The organism is Streptomyces sp. NPDC043427, from assembly GCF_056436655.1.
This window is the reverse complement of sequence record NZ_JBWKCC010000025.1, coordinates 61,839-78,539: the sequence shown is the minus strand read 5'-3', so window position 1 is coordinate 78,539 and position 16,701 is coordinate 61,839. Positions and strand designations below refer to the sequence as shown.

The 16,701-nt window shown below is 72.3% G+C and carries 13 protein-coding genes; 5 read left to right on the top strand and 8 right to left on the bottom strand.

Annotated features, from left to right (window positions below; translation table 11 throughout):
* Window positions 1-138: 138 nt before the first annotated feature.
* From AC067M_RS31985 to mce, 7 genes are all read right to left on the bottom strand, one after another.
* Window positions 139-1,008 (bottom strand): ABC transporter permease, encoded by an 870-nt coding sequence (locus tag AC067M_RS31985; protein WP_478700529.1) that lies wholly within the window; start codon window positions 1,006-1,008, stop codon window positions 139-141.
* Window positions 1,005-2,348 carry an ABC transporter ATP-binding protein gene (locus AC067M_RS31980; RefSeq protein ID WP_478700528.1) on the bottom strand — a complete coding sequence of 448 codons (1,344 nt, stop codon included), beginning with the start codon at window positions 2,346-2,348 and terminating at the stop codon, window positions 1,005-1,007. Before AC067M_RS31980 ends, AC067M_RS31985 begins: the two co-directional genes overlap by 4 nt.
* Before the next feature lie 127 nt (window positions 2,349-2,475).
* Window positions 2,476-3,246: an ABC transporter permease gene (locus AC067M_RS31975; protein WP_478700527.1), complete on the bottom strand. Its 771-nt coding sequence runs from the start codon at window positions 3,244-3,246 to the stop codon at window positions 2,476-2,478.
* Between the two features lie 2 nt (window positions 3,247-3,248).
* Window positions 3,249-4,199: an ATP-binding cassette domain-containing protein gene (locus tag AC067M_RS31970; RefSeq protein WP_478700526.1), complete on the bottom strand. Its 951-nt coding sequence runs from the start codon at window positions 4,197-4,199 to the stop codon at window positions 3,249-3,251.
* A gap of 86 nt (window positions 4,200-4,285) precedes the next feature.
* Window positions 4,286-5,221 (bottom strand): coiled-coil domain-containing protein, encoded by a 936-nt coding sequence (locus AC067M_RS31965; RefSeq protein ID WP_133927059.1) that lies wholly within the window; start codon window positions 5,219-5,221, stop codon window positions 4,286-4,288.
* Window positions 5,222-5,404: 183 nt separating this feature from the next.
* On the bottom strand, window positions 5,405-9,319 hold the full coding sequence (gene scy, locus AC067M_RS31960) for a polarized growth protein Scy (protein WP_478700525.1): 3,915 nt from the start codon (window positions 9,317-9,319) through the stop codon (window positions 5,405-5,407).
* Window positions 9,320-9,529: 210 nt separating this feature from the next.
* Window positions 9,530-9,970 (bottom strand): methylmalonyl-CoA epimerase, encoded by a 441-nt coding sequence (gene mce / locus AC067M_RS31955; protein WP_389427415.1) that lies wholly within the window; start codon window positions 9,968-9,970, stop codon window positions 9,530-9,532.
* A gap of 148 nt (window positions 9,971-10,118) precedes the next feature.
* On the opposite strand from mce, the gene AC067M_RS31950 reads away from it, so the two are divergent.
* The 3 genes from AC067M_RS31950 (at window position 10,119) to AC067M_RS31940 (ending at window position 13,765) form a co-directional block, all read left to right on the top strand.
* Window positions 10,119-11,321, top strand: a complete 1,203-nt coding sequence (locus tag AC067M_RS31950; protein ID WP_478700524.1) for an acetyl-CoA C-acetyltransferase — start codon at window positions 10,119-10,121, stop codon at window positions 11,319-11,321.
* A gap of 46 nt (window positions 11,322-11,367) precedes the next feature.
* A complete protein-coding gene (gene meaB / locus AC067M_RS31945; RefSeq protein WP_478700597.1) occupies window positions 11,368-12,324 on the top strand; it encodes a methylmalonyl Co-A mutase-associated GTPase MeaB in 957 nt (318 codons plus the stop codon).
* A 154-nt stretch (window positions 12,325-12,478) separates the two neighbouring features.
* The gene (locus tag AC067M_RS31940) at window positions 12,479-13,765 is read left to right on the top strand and encodes an MFS transporter (RefSeq protein WP_478700523.1); all 1,287 of its coding nucleotides are present in this window, start codon (window positions 12,479-12,481) and stop codon (window positions 13,763-13,765) included.
* A gap of 74 nt (window positions 13,766-13,839) precedes the next feature.
* On the opposite strand, the gene AC067M_RS31935 is transcribed toward AC067M_RS31940, so the two are convergent.
* Entirely contained in the window at window positions 13,840-14,481 is a 642-nt protein-coding gene (locus tag AC067M_RS31935) for a PepSY domain-containing protein (protein WP_478700522.1), read from the bottom strand.
* A gap of 124 nt (window positions 14,482-14,605) precedes the next feature.
* On the opposite strand from AC067M_RS31935, the gene AC067M_RS31930 reads away from it, so the two are divergent.
* On the top strand, window positions 14,606-15,274 hold the full coding sequence (locus tag AC067M_RS31930; RefSeq protein WP_478700521.1) for a response regulator transcription factor: 669 nt from the start codon (window positions 14,606-14,608) through the stop codon (window positions 15,272-15,274).
* A complete protein-coding gene (locus AC067M_RS31925; protein ID WP_478700520.1) occupies window positions 15,271-16,698 on the top strand; it encodes a sensor histidine kinase in 1,428 nt (475 codons plus the stop codon). The genes AC067M_RS31930 and AC067M_RS31925 overlap by 4 nt, the downstream gene beginning before the upstream one ends.
* Window positions 16,699-16,701 lie beyond the last annotated feature (3 nt).

Below are 16,701 nucleotides of genomic sequence, written 5' to 3'. Positions count from 1 at the left end.
TTCTTCCTTTCTTTCCCTTTACCCCCCCCTCCCCCCCCCCCCCCCCCCCCCCCCCCCCCCCCCCCCCCCCCCCCCCCCCCCCCCCCCCCCCCCCCCCCCCCCCCCCGGTCCCGTAACGCGCCGAGATTCTGAGACCTGTTACACGTCCCGCTTCTCCAGCAGGGCGACCGCGCCTGCGAACGCGGCGGCCGTGACGCCCAGGATGATCCACAGCGGGTCCCAGCCGGCCGGGCCGGAGTCGGTGAGCGAGGTGGAGTAGAAGACGCTGAGCTGGTTCGGGATCGAGTACTCGAACAGGGCCTGACGCAGGCCCTCCAGCGACTCCGAGAACATGAACAGCGCGATGACCAGCGGGGCGAGGACCAGGCCGATCATGATGGTGATGGCACCCGCGGAGTGCCGGATGATCGAGCCGACCAGGAGCGAGAGCAGCCCGAGCAGCGCGATGTAGAGCGAGACACCGACCGTGCCCTTCAGCCACTCGCCGCCCGAAGGCGACCTCGTGCCACTCAGCATGGCCACGTCCGCGAAGGCGACGAGCAGGGCCGAGACCAGCGTGACGACGAACGCGACCGCGAAGAAGACGATCGCCTTGGCCGCCAACACCCGCCCCCGGGACGGGCACGCGGTCATCGTCGTCCGGATCATGCCGGTGCCGTACTCCGAGGCCGTGGTCAGCACGCCGAGCGTGATGACGCACATGCTGCCCAGGAGCAGCCCGAAGAAGCCGAACGACAGCGGGTTCTCGCCGGACAGGTCGCCCTCCCCGGTGTTGGCGGAGACCAGCGCGCCGGTCCCCAGTCCGATGCCGATGACGAGCAGGACGAACACGCCCAGCGTCCACATCGTGGAGCGCACCGACTTGATCTTCGTCCACTCCGAGGCGAGGGCGTGCCCGAGGTGCGTGCGCACGACGGGGATCGGCGAGGTGTAACCGGGGTGCGAAGGCCCGGGCGCCGCCTGCCAGTTGGGTGCGGCCTGTGGCATCGGGGGCTGCGGGGTGCTCATCGGGCGTCCTCGGACTTGGTCGTGTCGACGGCGGGCTGAGGGGCGGAGGCGGGCTGAGGGGCCGAGGTGGGCTGGGCCGGTGCGGCGGCCTGAGCCGGCGCCGGCGCGGCCGCCGGGGCCTGACCCTGCGGTGCCGCCGGGGCCTGCTGCGCGTACGGGTTCGGCTGGCCGGGGCCGGGAGCGGCCACGGGGGCGCCCGGAGCCGCGGGGGCACCCGGGGCGCCGTACGGCCCGGTGGGCGGCTGCGGGCCGCCGTACGGGCCCGTGGGGGCCTGTCCCGGCTGGCCCTGCGGCGGTGCGAAGGGCTGCCCGCCCTGCTGCGGCGGCGGAGGCGCGTACCAGCCCGGCTGGCCCTGCCCCGGCACCGGCATCGGCGGCTGCGCGCCGGGCGGCAGCGGCTGCTGGAGGCCGGCCTTCTGGTCGATGGTCGAGCGGTAGTCGACGGCGCCCTGCGTCATCCGCATGTACGCCTCCTCCAGCGAAGCCTGATGCGGCGACAGCTCCCACAGGCGTACGTCGGTGTCGTGCGCGATGTCGCTGATGCGGGGGAGCGGCAGTCCCGTCACCCGCAGCGCGCCGTCCTGCTCCGGCATCACCTGCCCGCCGGCCTCGGTCAGCGCCGACGTCAGCTTCTCGCGGAGCTGCGGCTCGGTGTCCGGGGTGCGCACACGGGCGAAGTCGGCGGAGTTGGCCGAGATGAAGTCCTTCACGCTCATGTCGGAGAGCAGCTGCCCGCGCCCGATGACGATCAGGTGGTCGGCGGTCAGCGCCATCTCGCTCATCAGGTGGGAGGAGACGAAGACCGTACGGCCCTCCGCGGCGAGCGCCTTCATCAGGTTGCGCACCCACAGGATGCCCTCGGGGTCGAGGCCGTTGACCGGCTCGTCGAAGAGCAGCACCTGGGGGTCGCCGAGGAGCGCGGCCGCGATGCCGAGCCGCTGGCCCATACCGAGCGAGAACCCCTTGGACCGCTTGCGGGCCACGTCCTGGAGTCCGACCACGCCCAGCACCTCGTCCACGCGCCGCGCCGGGATGCCCGACAGCTGGGCCAGGCTCAGCAGGTGGTTGCGGGCGGCGCGACCGCCGTGCACGGCCTTGGCGTCCAGCAGGGCGCCGACCTGGCGGGGCGCGTTCGGCAGCTTGCGGTACGGGTAGCCGCCGATCGTCACCGACCCCGAGGTGGGGTTGTCCAGGCCGAGGATCATCCTCATGGTCGTCGACTTGCCGGAGCCGTTGGGCCCGAGGAAGCCGGTGACGGCGCCCGGCCGCACCTGGAAGGAAAGGTTGTACACAGCGGTCTTGTCGCCGTAGCGCTTGGTCAGGCCGACTGCCTCGATCATGCTCCGCACCCATCGAAAGGTTCAGGACAGCGGGGCACACGCCCCCCGTAAGGGTTAGGAGGATATCCGGGCGCTGACGGTTCCATCCAAGAGCAGGTAAAAGGTCGAGCCACACGGGCCCGACCGGTCAGGCGTCCCTCCTCTTCAGCAGGACGTAACCGCCCACCAGGGCCGCCACCACCCACAGCAGCATGATGCCGAGGCCGCCCCAGGGCCCGTACGGGGTGTCGTCGTCGACCGGGGTGACCACCTGCATGATCCGGCTGCCGGCCTGGTCGGGCAGGAACCGGCCGATCTTCTTCGTCGCGTCGACGTTGCCGAGGATGTTGGAGATGAGGAAGAAGAACGGCATCAGGATGCCCAGCGACAGCATCGGCGAACGCAGCATCGTGGCCACGCCCATCGAGAACACCGCGATGAGGGTCATGTAGAGGCCGCCGCCGACGACCGCGCGCAGCACACCGGGGTCGCCGAGCTCCGTGCGGTGCGAGCCGAGCATCGCCTGCCCCAGGAAGAACGTGGCGAAGCTGGTGGCCATGGCGACGACCAGGGCGAGCCCGGTGGCCACCGCGATCTTGCTGAACAGGAAGGTGCCCCGCCGCGGCACGGCGGCCAGGGAGGTGCGGATCATGCCGGTGCTGTACTCGTTGGAGACCACCAGCACCCCGAACACGATCATCGCGAGCTGACCGAGGGTCATCCCGGCGAAGCTGATGAACGTCGGGTCGAAGGAGAGCCGGTCCCGGTCGCTCATCGTGTCGAACTCGTTCTTCGACAGCGCGGAGATCAGCATGCCGAGGGCGATGGTGACGACCACGGCGAGGGAGAGCGTCCACACGGTGGACGCGACGGAGCGGATCTTCGTCCACTCGGAGCGGATGACCTGGGTCGCCGCCATGCTCAGCTCCTCCTCCAGTCGTCGCCCCACTGCGGGGACACGGGCGCGTCGGTGTGGGCGTGGTACTCGACCGACTCCGCGGTCAGCTGCATGAACGCCTCCTCCAGCGAGGCCTGCTGGGGGCTCAGCTCGTGCAGCACGAGCTGGTGCCGCGCGGCGAGCTCCCCGATCAGCTCCGACTTGCCGCCGTCCACCTCGAGCGTGCCGTTGCCGGTCTCCACGACGGTGATCCCGGCCCCGTGCAGCACGTCGAGCAGTCGCTCGCGCTGGGGGGAGCGGATCCGGACGTAGGAGCGCGAGTTGCGCTCGATGAAGTCGGCCATGGAGGTGTCGGCGAGCAGCCGTCCCTGGCCGATCACGACGAGGTGGTCGGCGGTCAGCGCCATCTCGCTCATCAGGTGACTCGACACGAACACCGTCCGCCCCTGGGCCGCCAGCGACTTCATCACGTTGCGGATCCAGTGGATGCCCTCGGGGTCGAGGCCGTTGACCGGCTCGTCGAACATCAGGATCCGCGGGTCGCCGAGGAGCGCGCCCGCGATGCCGAGCCGCTGCCCCATGCCCAGCGAGAACCCCTTGGCCTTCTTCCGGGCGACCGCGGTCAGCCCGACCGTGTCGAGGACCTCGAACACCCGCTTCCTCGGGATGCCGTTGCTCTGCGCGAGGCACAGCAGATGGTTGAAGGCGCTGCGCCCGCCGTGCACGCCCTTCGCGTCCAGCAGGGCACCGATGTACGTCAGCGGGTCCTTCAGCTGCTCGTAGCGCTTGCCGTCGATGCGGACCTTTCCGGCGGTGGGCCGGTCGAGCCCCAGCACCATGCGCATCGTCGTCGACTTCCCGGCCCCGTTGGGCCCGAGGAACCCGGTCACGATGCCCGGTCTGACGGTGAATGTGAGGTTGTTGACCGCCACCTTCTCGCCGTACCGCTTCGTCAGCCCCTCGAGCTCGATCATGCGGTTCACGCTAGAACGCGACGAAGCCCTCTGCCACCGCAGTGGCAGAGGGCTTCGCAGTTGTTCACATGTCAGCCGCCGGAACGTTACCGGGACTGCTGCGCCGGGACCCCGCGGGAGATCGGCTCGTCGTCGGCCGGCGTGCCGGCGGCGGCCACCGCGGCGCCCGTGAGCGTGGCGAGCATTTCGCGCACGTTGGTGAGCTGGGCGTTGATGGAGTCGCGGCGGTTGGTCAGGGCGGCAAGCTCGCGCTCGGATTCCGAGCGGATGCGGTCGGCCTTGGCGTTCGCGTCCGCGACGATGTCCTCGGCCTGGCGCTGGGCGGTCTCCACCGTCTGGCGGGCGCGGCGCTCGGCGTCGGTGCGCAGCTTCTCCGCCTCCAGGCGCAGCTGCTCGGCGCGGTGCTCGATCTCCGCCAGGCGCTTCTCGGCCTTCTGCTGACGCGAGGCCAGGTCGCGCTCGGACTGCTCGCGGCGCTTGGCCAGGTTGGTCTCGAAGTCGGCGGCGGCCTGGGCGGCCTTGGCGCGGGTCTCCTCGAAGAGGGCGTCGGCCTCCTCACGCTTCGACTGCGCGTCCTTCTGCGCCTCGGAACGCAGCTGCGAGGCGTCGCTCTTGGCCTTCTCGACGATCCGGACGCCTTCGTCCTCCGCCTTGGCCTTGCGCTCCGCAGCGAACGATTCTGCGTCGTTGCGGACCTGCTGGGCCGCGGACTCGGCGAGTTCGCGGTGCTGCTCGGCGGCGCGACGGGCCTCCTCGCGCAGGTCCTTGGCCTCCTCCTCCGCGAGGCGCAGGATCTTCTCGACACGCGCGCCGAGACCGGCGTACGACGGCTCGGCGTCGCTCACCTGTGCCTGGGCGTTCTGCGTCTCGAGGTGGAGCTCCTCGATGCGCTTCTCGAGGGCGGTGATACGGGCCAGAGCGCTGTCACGGTCGGAGACGAGCTTCGAGATGCGGTCGTCCACCTGCGCGCGGTCGTATCCACGCCGCACAAGCTCGAAGCCGTAGGGGGAAGTGTCGCTCATGGGGTTCCTGTCGAATGAGACCGGTGAGGTGATAGGGGGAATCCTAGGGGCCGAAGCGGTGTGTCATCGAGCGGATACGGTTTCGATCTGGAGAATGACACCCCTTTTGAGTGGCTAACCCCGGGACGGCTTGCCAAAAACTTGGTCAAATGCCCCAGACAACACCGGAACCCGACCGCCCCGCTAGCTCTCCGAGGACTTGCCACCCGATCGAGGAGCGCCCACCGAGGCACCGGCCTTGACCGCTGCGTCCTTGGCCCCCGACGGGGCCTCGAAAGACTCCAACGCCTCCAGGACGTCCTGGACACGGGAGATCTCGGCGTTGATGTCCTCGCGGCGGCGCACCAGCACCTCCAGCTCCCGCTTGCCCTCCTCGACCGTGCGCCTGGCCTCGCGGATCGCCTCGGCCTTCAGCTCCTCGGCCTCCCGAACGAGCGCCGACTTCTTCTGCTCGGCCTCCTTCAGCAGCCCCTCGGCCTTCTTCACCGCGGCGATACGGACCTTGCCCGCCTCGGAGTTGGCGTCCGACACCAGCTCCTTCGCCTTGGCCTGCGCCTTGGCGAGCTGTTCCTCCGCCGCCCTGATCAGCGCGTCGCAGCGGTCTCCCGTCGACTTCATCGTCTCGGCGGCCTCGCGGCGGGCCCGCTCGTGCAGCTCCTCGATCTCCGCCGTGAGCCGCTCACGCAGCTCCTCCGCGCGCTCCCGGATCGCCGTGGCGTCCCGGCGCGCGCCGACGAGCAGTTCGTCCGCGTCCGTACGGGCCTTCTCCACCCGCCCGTTGCCCTCGCGCGTCGCCTCGGAGACGAGCCGGTCGGCCTCCGCGCGGGCGGCGCCGACCATCGTGTCCGCCTGCGACTCGGCGTCCGCGGTGGTCTTCAGCGCCTGCTGCTGCGCCTCGGTGAGCAGCTTGTCCGCCTCGGCCGTGGTCTCCGTGATGAGCTTGTCGACCTGCTCGGCCGCCTCGGAGCGCCGCTTGTTGGCGTCCTTGCGGGCCTCGTCCAGCGTCGAGTCGGCCTCCTCGCGCGCCACGGCCATCATGCGGTCGGCCTCCGCGGCCGCCTCCGCCCTGACACGCTCCGCCTCGGCGCGGGTCCGCTCAGCGTGCTGCTGCGCGGACGCCACCGTGTCGGCGGCCTCGGCACGCAGCCGCTCCGCCTCGCCGCTCGCGTCCGCGAGGACCTGCTCGGCCTGGGCGAGGGTCTCCGACCGCAGCCGCTCGGCCTCGTTCAGCGCCTCGGTCCGTACCCGCTCCGCCTCGGCGGCCGTCTCCGACTGGAGCCGCTCGGCCTCCGCGATGGTCTCCGTCTGCAGCCGCTCCGCCTCGGACCGCGCCTCGGTGATGAGGGTGTCCGCCTGCGTCGCCGCGTCCGACCGGATCCGGTTGGCGTCCTCGCGGGCGTCCGCCCGGGTGCGGGAGGCGTCCTGCTCGGCCTGCGCGATGGTGTCCGACGCCTCCGTGCGCACGCGCTGGGCGTGCGCCGCCGCGTCCGAACGCAGCCGCTCCGACTCCTCGATCGCCTCCGCGACCGTACGCTCGGCCAGCGCCTTGGCGGCCTCCGACTCCTCGTGCGTCTGGCGCCGCAGCCGGGCCGCGTCCTCGCCGGCCCGCTCCCGCTCGGCGTAGGCGTCGGAGCGGACCCGGTCCGCCTCCTCCTCGGCCTCCCGGCGCGTACGGTCCGCCGCGTGCTCGGCGGCACTGCGCAGCCCGGTGATCTCCTCCTGCGCCTGCTCGTGCAGCCCGGCGACGGAGTCCCGCACCTGCTGGGCGTGCTGCTCGGCCGCCGACACCATCTCGCCGGCGCGCCGGTCGGCCTCCTCGACCAGGCGAACGGCCTCGGCCTGGGCGTCCTCCACGCGCTTGCGCGCCGACGCCAGCAGCTCCTCGCTCTGCTCGCGGGCCCGCTCACGCTCCTGGTCGGCCTCCTGGCGGGCGGAGCCGAGGGTTTCCTCGGCCTCGCGGCGACGCCGGGCGGCCTCCTCCTGGGCGGCGGCCAGCGTCTCCGACGCCTCCGTGGCCAGCCGCTCCGCGGCGGCCTGCGCCTCCGCGCGCACCCGGTCGGCGGTGTCCTGGGCCTCCGACTTAAGCCGCTCCGCCTCGGCCGCGGCCTCCGACCGCAGACGTACGGCGACGGACTCGCCCTCGGCGCGGGACGCGGACGCGTCGGCCGCGGCCTCGTTGCGCAGCCGCTCGGCCTCGTCCTCGGCCTGCTGCTGGAGCGTACGGATCCGCTCGGCGGCCTCACCGCGCAGCCGCTCGGTCTCCTCGGCGGCCTCGCGGCGGATCCGCGCGGCCTCCTCCCGTGCGTCCGTCAGCGCCTGCTCGGCGGCGACGAGCCGCTGCTCGGCGTCCGACTGCAGCCGCCTCAGCTCCTCGGCGGCCTCCTCCTGCCGGGCCGCGACCGCGCGCTCGGTCTCCTCACGCAGCTCACGCGCCGCCTGCTCGGCGTTGGAGGTGATGGTCTCGGCCAGCTCCACCGCCTCGTCGCGCTGGCGCTCGGCCTCCGCGCGGGTGCGCTCCAGGGTCTCCTCGGCTTGCCGACGCAGTGTCGTCGCCCGCTCGATGGCCTCCGTGCGGACCTTCTCGCTGTCCGTGGTGGCCTTCTGGCGCAGCTCGTCGGCGTCGACCTTCGCCTTCGCCAGCAGTTCCTCGGCGGTCTTCGCCGCCTCCTCGATCTGCTGGACGGCCTCCTTGCGGGCCTCCGCGCGGATCTTGTCGCCCTCGGCGACCGCCTCGGAGCGCAGCTGCTCGGCCTCGCCGCGCAGCCTGCGGGCCTCCTCCTGCAGCTCGACCGTCTTGGCGCGGTACTCCTTGGTGTCGTCCTTCGCGGCGCCCTTGAGCTGCTCGGCGATGTCGTGCGCCTCGGCGCGCAGCCGGTCCGCCTCGGCCTCGGCCTCGCGGCGGATCCGCTCCGCCTCCTCGGACGCCGCCTTCGTGGTGCTGCGGGCGTCCTCCTGTGCCTTGTTGAGGACGTCCTCGGCGGTCTTGGCCGCCTTCGACAGCTGGGTCGCGCTCTCCTCGGCGGTGAGCGTACGGGCCTTCTCGGCGGCCTCCGCCAAGACCTTCTCGGCCTCGGCGCGGGCGTCGGCGACGAGCTGCTCGGCGTCCGCCCTGGCGGTCTCGGCCTCCTTGGTGGCCTCGGTGACCAGCCGGGCGACCTGCTCCTTCGCCGTACGGGTGCGCTGCTCGTTGGTCGTCTCGGCGCTGGCGAGGGCCTTCTCGGCGGCGGTCTTGGCCTCGGTGACCAGCTTCTCGGCCTCGGTGCGCGCCTCGCGCAGCGCGGTCTCCGCCTCGGCCATGCGCTGCTCGGCGGCACGGCTGAGTTCACCCGCCTGGCGGCGCGCGGCGTCAGACTCGGTCGCGGTGGAGGTGCGCAGCTGCTCGGCGTGGTCGGTGGCCTCCTGCGCCTGCGTGGAGGCCGCGTTCAGCAGCCGCTCGGCGTCCGCACGGGCACGGCGCAGCAACTGCTCGGCCTCCGCGCGGGCCGACTCGGCCTCGCTCTGGAGCCGCTGCCGGGCCTCGGAGGCGACCCGCTCGGCCTCGGCGCGGGCCGCGGCCAGCGCCTGCTCGGCCTCGGCACGCGACTCCTCGAGGAGACGGCGGGCCTGCTGCTCCGTACGGGCGCGCAGCTGCTCCGCCCAGGCGACGTTCTCGTTGACGTGCGACTCGACGGTCTGCCGGCGCTCCGCCAGCTCCTGGTCCAGCTGCTGGCGCCGGGAGACGGCCTCCTGGTGCAGCTCCGACTGGAGGCGCGCGGCCTGCTCGGCGTGCTCCTGGAGGATCCGCTGGGTCTGCGCCCGCGCCTGGCTCAGCTCGCGCTCGGCCTCCTGGCGCAGCTGGTCGGCCTGCATCTGGGCGTTGCGCAGCAACTGCTCGGCCTGATAGCCGATGTCCCCGCCGTCGAAGGCGGGCCGGGACATGATGGTGCGCCGCGCCTCGTGCAACTTGGCGCGCAGCACCTCGACCTGGTAGCCGAGGTCCTCGGCATGCTGGATCGCCTTTTCCCGCTCGGTCTTCAGCCGTTTCATCTCGGCTTCGAACCGAGTGAGGTGGTCGACGTCAGCCGCCGGCTCTCGCTCCTGGCTCTCGTAGCCCCGCACTGCGCGGTCCCATCCGTCCCCTGGTCGCAACCTTCTCCGTACGAGCTCCGTCCGTCCGCCGAACGGGGCCCCCGGGGAATGGTGTCAGATCAACGGCGGAGCATGAGCTGCTGCCCCGTCGCTCGTCCCCCGAAACACAGGACCCCGGACTGCGGTCACCCTGGTGGAGCGGCGACCGCACCCAACCCTACCGGCCCATATGTACGGGGGTCAGTGCTCAGGTGACTCAACAGGCGCAGAAGTGACCAGTTCTGTCAGAACGCCATGGCAATCCTTCGGGTGCAGGAACGTGATCCGCGACCCCATGGAGCCGCGCCGTGGCTCTTCGTACAGAACGCGTACGCCCTTCTCCTTGATGTCGGCCGCCTCGGTGTCGACATCTGCCGTACCGAAAGCGATGTGGTGGACGCCCTCGCCGTTCTTCGCGAGCCACTTGGCGACGGTGGAGTCCTCTCGGGTCGGCTCCAGGAGCTGGAGGTACGAGGCTCCCCCGTCCGACGTATCGTTGATCTTGAGCATGGCCTCGCGGACCCCCTGCTCCTCGTTGACCTCGGAGTGGAAGACCTCGAAGCCGTACGTCGCCCGGTAGAACTCGACGGTCTTGTCGAGGTCGAAACAGGCGATCCCGATGTGGTCGATTCGCGTCAGCATGGATTCAGTGCAGCGCTCCGAAGGTGGTTACGCAACGTGCGCGCGATCACACCGACGGCCCCGTGACGGTGCCGGATACTGCTCAGTACATTCGAAGTAAACCCTCGTTCACTCCTCGGCTGTGCAAGCCGGAAGGGGATCGCACCTCATGTCTGGAACGAACGGCACCACCTCGGTGATCGTCGCGGGCGCCCGTACGCCCATGGGACGGTTGCTGGGCTCGCTGAAGTCCTTCTCCGGAGCCGACCTCGGCGGCTTCGCGATCAAGGCCGCCCTCGACCGTGCGGGGATCGGTGGCGACCAGGTCCAGTACGTGATCATGGGGCAGGTGCTCCAGGCCGGTGCGGGGCAGATCCCGGCCCGCCAGGCCGCCGTCAAGGCCGGCATCCCGATGAACGTCCCGGCGCTCACCGTCAACAAGGTGTGTCTGTCGGGCCTCGACGCCATCGCGCTCGCCGACCAGCTGATCCGCGCGGGTGAGTTCGACGTCATCGTCGCGGGCGGTCAGGAGTCCATGACCAACGCCCCCCACCTGCTGCCGAAGTCCCGCGACGGCTTCAAGTACGGCGCGGTGGAGATGCTCGACGCGATGGCCTACGACGGCCTGACCGACGCCTTCGAGAACATCGCCATGGGCGAGTCGACGGAGAAGCACAACACCCGCCTCGGCATCGGCCGTCCGGAGCAGGACGAGATCGCCGCCCTGTCCCACCAGCGCGCCGCCGCCGCCCAGAAGAACGGTGTCTTCGAGGCCGAGATCACCCCGGTCGAGATCCCGCAGCGCAAGGGCGACGCGGTCGTCTTCAGCAAGGACGAGGGCATCCGCGGCGACACCACCGCGGAGTCCCTCGGCAAGCTGCGCCCCGCCTTCACCCGGGACGGCACGATCACCGCCGGCTCCTCCTCGCAGATCTCGGACGGTGCGGCGGCCGTGGTCGTGATGAGCAAGGCCAAGGCGCAGGAGCTCGGCCTGGACTGGATCGCCGAGATCGGCGCCCACGGCAACGTGGCCGGACCGGACAACTCCCTGCAGTCCCAGCCGTCCAACGCGATCCGGCACGCCCTCAAGAAGGAGGGCCTGGAGGTCTCCGACCTCGACCTGATCGAGATCAACGAGGCCTTCGCCGCCGTCGCGGTCCAGTCAATGAAGGACCTCGGAGTGTCCACGGAAAAGGTGAACGTCAATGGTGGCGCCATCGCCCTGGGCCACCCCATCGGCATGTCGGGCGCCCGCCTCGTCCTGCACCTCGCCCTGGAGCTCAAGCGGCGCGGCGGCGGCGTCGGCGCGGCCGCGCTGTGCGGCGGCGGCGGTCAGGGTGACGCGCTGATCGTGCGGGTACCGAAGGCGTAAGCGTTGTTGCCGGTCTGTTGTCGTGACCTTCGTGAACGGAGCTGTGATGCAGGACGTCTCCACACTGGTGGCCCAGGCCAGGGAAGGCCGGCCCCGGGCCGTGGCCCGGCTGATCTCCCTGGTGGAGGGGGCGTCCCCGCAGCTCAGGGAGGTCATGGCGGCCCTGGCCCCGCTGACCGGCAACGCGTACGTCGTGGGCCTCACCGGCTCCCCGGGCGTCGGCAAGTCCACGTCGACGTCGGCGCTGGTGACCGCCTACCGCAAGCAGGGCAAGCGGGTCGGCGTCCTCGCCGTCGACCCGTCCTCCCCGTTCTCCGGCGGCGCCCTCCTCGGTGACCGCGTCCGCATGTCGGAGCACGCCTCCGACCCGGGCGTCTACATCCGCTCGATGGCCACCCGCGGTCACCTGGGCGGCCTGGCCTGGTCCGCCCCGCAGGCGATCCGCGTGCTGGACGCGGCGGGCTGCGACGTGGTCCTGGTGGAGACGGTCGGCGTCGGCCAGTCGGAGGTGGAGATCGCCTCGCAGGCCGACACCTCCGTCGTTCTGCTGGCCCCCGGCATGGGCGACGGCATCCAGGCCGCCAAGGCCGGAATCCTGGAGATCGGCGACGTCTACGTCGTCAACAAGGCCGACCGCGACGGCGCGGACGCCACCGCCCGCGAGCTGAACCACATGCTGGGCCTCGGCGAGTCCCGCGGCCCCGGCGACTGGCGCCCGCCCATCGTCAAGACGGTCGCCGCCCGAGGCGAGGGCGTCGACGAGGTCGTCGAGGCCCTGGAGAAGCACCGCGCCTGGATGGAGGAGCACGGCGTCCTGGCCGAACGCCGCCTGTCCCGCGCCGCCCGCGAGGTCGAGACCATCGCCGTCACCGCCCTGCGCGAACGCATCGGCGACCTCCACGGCGACCGCCGCCTCAGCGCGCTCGCGGAGCGGATCACCTCCGGCGAACTCGACCCGTACCGGGCGGCGGACGAACTGGTGGCCGGTCTCACGGAGTCCTGAGGGGGCGTCGCCCCCCGTCGGCGCTGCTAGGTTGACCCGCATGTTCCTCTCCTTGGCGTAGAGCACACCGAGCCACGCACGCCGGCCGAGCACTCCGCTCGGCTGCCGTGGCACTCCGGTGTCCCCTCTCCGCCTCACGTCGAGGAACTCACGCATGTCCGCACCCCTTCCGCGGCCGTCGTACGCCGCCGTACTGCGCGTCCCCCGAGCCCGCACCACCTTCGCCGCCGCCCTCGCCGGCCGCCTGGCGTACGGGGTGGTCTCCCTCTCCCTGCTGCTGGCGACGGTCCGGGCGACCGGTTCGTACGCCGTGGCCGGGACCGTCATGGCCCTCTTCGGGACCTCCACGGTCGTCCTGATGCCGTTACGGGCCTCCCTGGTCGACCGCCACGGCCCGCGCCGCGCTCTGACCCCCATGGCGCTGCTCCACGCCGGCCTGCTCTGCCTGCTCGCCGGCCTCACCTGGAGCGCCGGAACCCCGGCGGTGGTGCTCGGCACGGTCGCCGCGCTAGCGGGCGCCTGCGCGCCCCCACTCGGCCCCACCATGCGCATGGTCTGGGGCGAACTGGTCCAGGACCGGCGACTGCTGCAACGGGCGTACAGCCTGGACGGCGTCGCCGAGGAACTGCTCTACGTGTCGGGCCCCGTCCTGGTCGGCGTACTGGTCCGGTACGCCACCCCGGCCGCCGGACTGCTGCTGACCGCGGCACTGATCGCGGCCGGGACGTGCGCGTTCGTGGCCTCACCGGTGGTGAGCGGGTTGCGGGAGTCCTCGGAACGGCGGCGGCAAGGAAAGGACTCAGTGGGAGGGCGTGGGCTCTTCCAGCCGGGCCTGGTGGCGGCCGGGGCGGGCCTCACGCTCAGCGCCGTCGGCCTGCTGGTGACGGCCTTCGCCGAACGACACGGCTACGGCGGGGACACGGCCGCCTGGATGCTGGCCGCACTCTCGGCGGGCAGTGCGGTGGGCGGCCTTGTGAACGGCATGATCGACTGGCGCACACCCGCCCGCGTACGGCTGCCGTGGCAGGCGGCCGGCCTGGGCCTGGCGGTGTGCGCGGCAGGACTCGCCCCCGGCCCGTGGACCCTCACGGTGGCCCTGGCCTGCGCCGGTGTCTTCGTCGCCCCGGCTCTGACGACGGCGTACCTCATCGCGGACGAGACGGCGGCGCCCGGCGTGCGGACACGGGCGGGTGCGTGGATCAACACCGCGGTGAACGCGGGCAGTGCCTGCGGCGCGGTCACGGCGGGGCTGCTGCTGAGCCACGCGTCGCTGGGGGTGTGCTTCGCGGCGGCGGGGGGTGCGGGGCTGGTTTCGGCGGCGGGTGCGGTTCTGGGGGCGCGCGGGACCGCGTTCGCTGCGGTGGAGACGGAGCCGGTGCCGGAGGCGGCGTCGAGGCCGGAGGCGGCGTTGGAGGTGGAGTCGGGGCGTTCCGGTGCCTGACGGCCGGGCGGGGCCGCGCGTCGGTTGCGCGGCCCCGCCCTTTCGGCCCGGTGTCGACCGGGGTGCCGTACCGCTCAGTCGTCGTCCCGGTCCGCCGTGACCTTCGCCGTCTTCAGGTCGACGTTCCAGTCGTGGCCCTTGCCGTGGGTGTCCGTGGTCTCCACGTCCCAGCGGGCGGCGCGGTCGTCGTCGAGGTCGACGGAGGTGACGGTGCCCTTCGCGGTGGCCGCCTCGGCGGCCTCCCTGGCGTCGACGGTGGCGACCTTCAGGGCACGGCGGGCGTCGGCCGCGTCGTCGTCCTGCTCGGTCTCGGTCGCGAGGATCCTGCCCGTCTCCTGGTCAACGTGGACGGTGTACGCGGTGGAACCCGAGCCGAGGATGTCGACCTCCCAGCCGCGGACGTCGTCCTCGTCCCCGGCGTCGAGGTCGGCGGAGACGGCCGTGCCCGGCTTCGCCTTCAGGGCCGCGTCGATCGCCTGAGCGGCGGTCAGCTTGCTGCCGCGCGCCTCGGCGGCGTCGCCGTCACGGTCATCGCGGTCGTCCTGAGCGTCGTCCCGGGCGTCGTCCTGCCCATCGGTGTCCCTGTCGTCCGCCGACACCGCGGCCGACGACTTGGCCGGCGCGTCGTCCTCGCCGCCCGCCCCGAAGGCGAGCGTGGCCCCGCCGCCGATCAGGGCGGCCGCGGTGACGGTGGCGACGACGATGTGGCGCTTCATGGATGTCCTCCCGAGGTGGGTTCGTTCCGTTCGCTTCGACGAGAACCAACCTGCCGGACCGGACCTGAAGCCACGCTGAAGCCACCTGAAGATCGCTTCAGGTCGGGTCTGGGACCCTGTTGCGATGCGCCTGTTGATCGTCGAGGACGAGAAGCGCCTCGCCCTGTCCCTGGCCAAGGGCCTGACCGCCGAGGGCTATGCCGTGGACGTCGTCCACGACGGCCTGGAGGGGCTGCACCAGGCGAGCGAGTCGCCGTACGACCTGCTCGTGCTCGACATCATGCTGCCCGGCATGAACGGCTACCGCGTCTGTTCCACCCTGCGCGCCGCCGGCAACGACGTACCGATCCTGATGCTCACGGCGAAGGACGGCGAGTACGACGAGGCCGAGGGCCTGGACACCGGCGCGGACGACTATCTGACCAAGCCGTTCTCGTACGTGGTGCTGGTCGCGCGGATCAAGGCGCTGCTGCGGCGCCGCGGGCAGGGGGCCGGGGCGTCGCCCGTGCACGTCCTCGGCGAGCTCCGGGTGGACACCGCGGCCCGCCGGGTCTTCCTGCGCGACGACGAGGTGGCGCTCACCGCGAAGGAGTTCGCCGTCCTGGAGCAGCTCGTGCTGCGGGCGGGCGAGGTGGTGTCCAAGGGCGAGATCCTCGACCACGTCTGGGACTTCGCCTACGAGGGCGACCCCAACATCGTCGAGGTGTACGTCAGCGCCCTGCGCCGCAAGCTGGGCGCGACGCTGATCCGGACGGTGCGCGGCGCCGGGTACCGGCTGGAAGCGGCCCGGTGAGGCGTCTGTTCGGTTCCGTCCGGGCCCGGGCCACCCTCGGCGCCACCCTCGTCGTCGCCGTCGCCCTGATCGCCGCCGGGGCGGCCGTCCTGCTGTCCCTGCGGTCCAACCTGAGCGGCCAGGCCGGCACCCACGCCGAACGCACCGCACGGGAGGTCGCCGCGGAACTCGCGACAGGGAGGACGTACGCGCGGCTGTCCCTGGACGGCGACGACCGGCCCGTCCAGGTCCTCACGGAGGACGGGAAGCTGGTCGCGGCCAGTGAGGACCTGGAGCGGATCAGCGGGACGGGCAGCGATGCCGTACGCCCGCGGGCAGCCGGCGGTGGTGTCGGACAGGGGCCCGAGGACGCCGAGGACGACGCGGACGACCGGGCGGACAACGGCACGCCCGACGCCGGTGAGATCGACGAGGACACCGACTTCGTCAACGGCTCCGCGACGGTCGACGGTGACACCGAGGACTACCGGTTCGCCGTCGTGCAGGTGGAGAGCGGGAACCGGGGCACCCTGACCGTGTACGCGGGCGCCCCCCTGTCCGCCGAGCACAGCGCCGTGCGCACCGCGCTCACCAGCATGCTGATCGGGTTCCCGCTGCTGCTGGGCGTGGTCGCGGGCGTGACCTGGCTGGTCACCCGGCGCGCCCTGCGCCCCGTGGAGGGCATCCGGCGTGAGATGGCCGCGATCACCGCCTCCGAGGACCTGGCGCGCCGCGTTCCGGAGCCGGACACCCACGACGAGGTCTCCCGGCTCGCCCGCACCACCAACGAGACGCTGGCAGCCCTGGAGACCTCCGTGGAACGCCAGCGCCGGTTCGTCGCCGACGCCTCCCACGAACTGCGCAGCCCGATCGCCAGTCTGCGCACCCAGCTCGAGGTGGGCGCCGCCCATCCCGAGCTGCTGGACGTCACGGGCGCGGTCGAGGACACCGTACGGCTCCAGCAACTGGCCGCCGACCTGCTGCTGCTGGCGCGGCTGGACGCGGGGGAGCGGCGGGGCGACGCGCGGGTGGACCTGGGGGCGCTGGCGCGGGAGGAGGCCGCGGGGCGGGCCGGGGTGACGGTCGAGGCGGCCGAGGGTGTGGAAGTGGCCGGATCCCGGGGGCAGCTGGAGCGGGTGCTGGCCAATCTGCTGGACAACGCGCGGCGGCACGCGCGTGAGGCGGTGTCGGTCACCGTCCGACGGGAGGGGGACCGGGCGGTGCTGGAGGTCGCCGACGACGGCGACGGGGTGCCCGAGGACGAACGGGAGCGCGTCTTCGAGCGGTTCGTACGGCTCGACGCCGCCCGCAGCCGCGACGACGGCGGCGCTGGACTGGGCCTGGCCATCGCCCGTGACGTGGCGGCCCGGCACGGCGGCACGCTCACGGTCCGTGGCGCGCCGACAGGCGGAGCCCTGTTCGAGCTCCGCCTGCCACTGGTCTAGAGG

Coding starts and splice junctions, on each gene's coding strand:
- AC067M_RS31980 (WP_478700528.1), bottom strand. CDS start 2,348: ATGATCGAGGCAGTCGGCCTGACCAAGCGCTACGGCGACAAGACCGCT.
- AC067M_RS31930 (WP_478700521.1), top strand. CDS start 14,606: ATGCGCCTGTTGATCGTCGAGGACGAGAAGCGCCTCGCCCTGTCCCTG.
- AC067M_RS31950 (WP_478700524.1), top strand. CDS start 10,119: ATGTCTGGAACGAACGGCACCACCTCGGTGATCGTCGCGGGCGCCCGT.
- mce (WP_389427415.1), bottom strand. CDS start 9,970: ATGCTGACGCGAATCGACCACATCGGGATCGCCTGTTTCGACCTCGAC.
- AC067M_RS31940 (WP_478700523.1), top strand. CDS start 12,479: ATGTCCGCACCCCTTCCGCGGCCGTCGTACGCCGCCGTACTGCGCGTC.
- AC067M_RS31975 (WP_478700527.1), bottom strand. CDS start 3,246: ATGGCGGCGACCCAGGTCATCCGCTCCGAGTGGACGAAGATCCGCTCC.
- AC067M_RS31935 (WP_478700522.1), bottom strand. CDS start 14,481: ATGAAGCGCCACATCGTCGTCGCCACCGTCACCGCGGCCGCCCTGATC.
- AC067M_RS31965 (WP_133927059.1), bottom strand. CDS start 5,221: ATGAGCGACACTTCCCCCTACGGCTTCGAGCTTGTGCGGCGTGGATAC.
- meaB (WP_478700597.1), top strand. CDS start 11,368: ATGCAGGACGTCTCCACACTGGTGGCCCAGGCCAGGGAAGGCCGGCCC.
- AC067M_RS31970 (WP_478700526.1), bottom strand. CDS start 4,199: ATGATCGAGCTCGAGGGGCTGACGAAGCGGTACGGCGAGAAGGTGGCG.
- AC067M_RS31985 (WP_478700529.1), bottom strand. CDS start 1,008: ATGAGCACCCCGCAGCCCCCGATGCCACAGGCCGCACCCAACTGGCAG.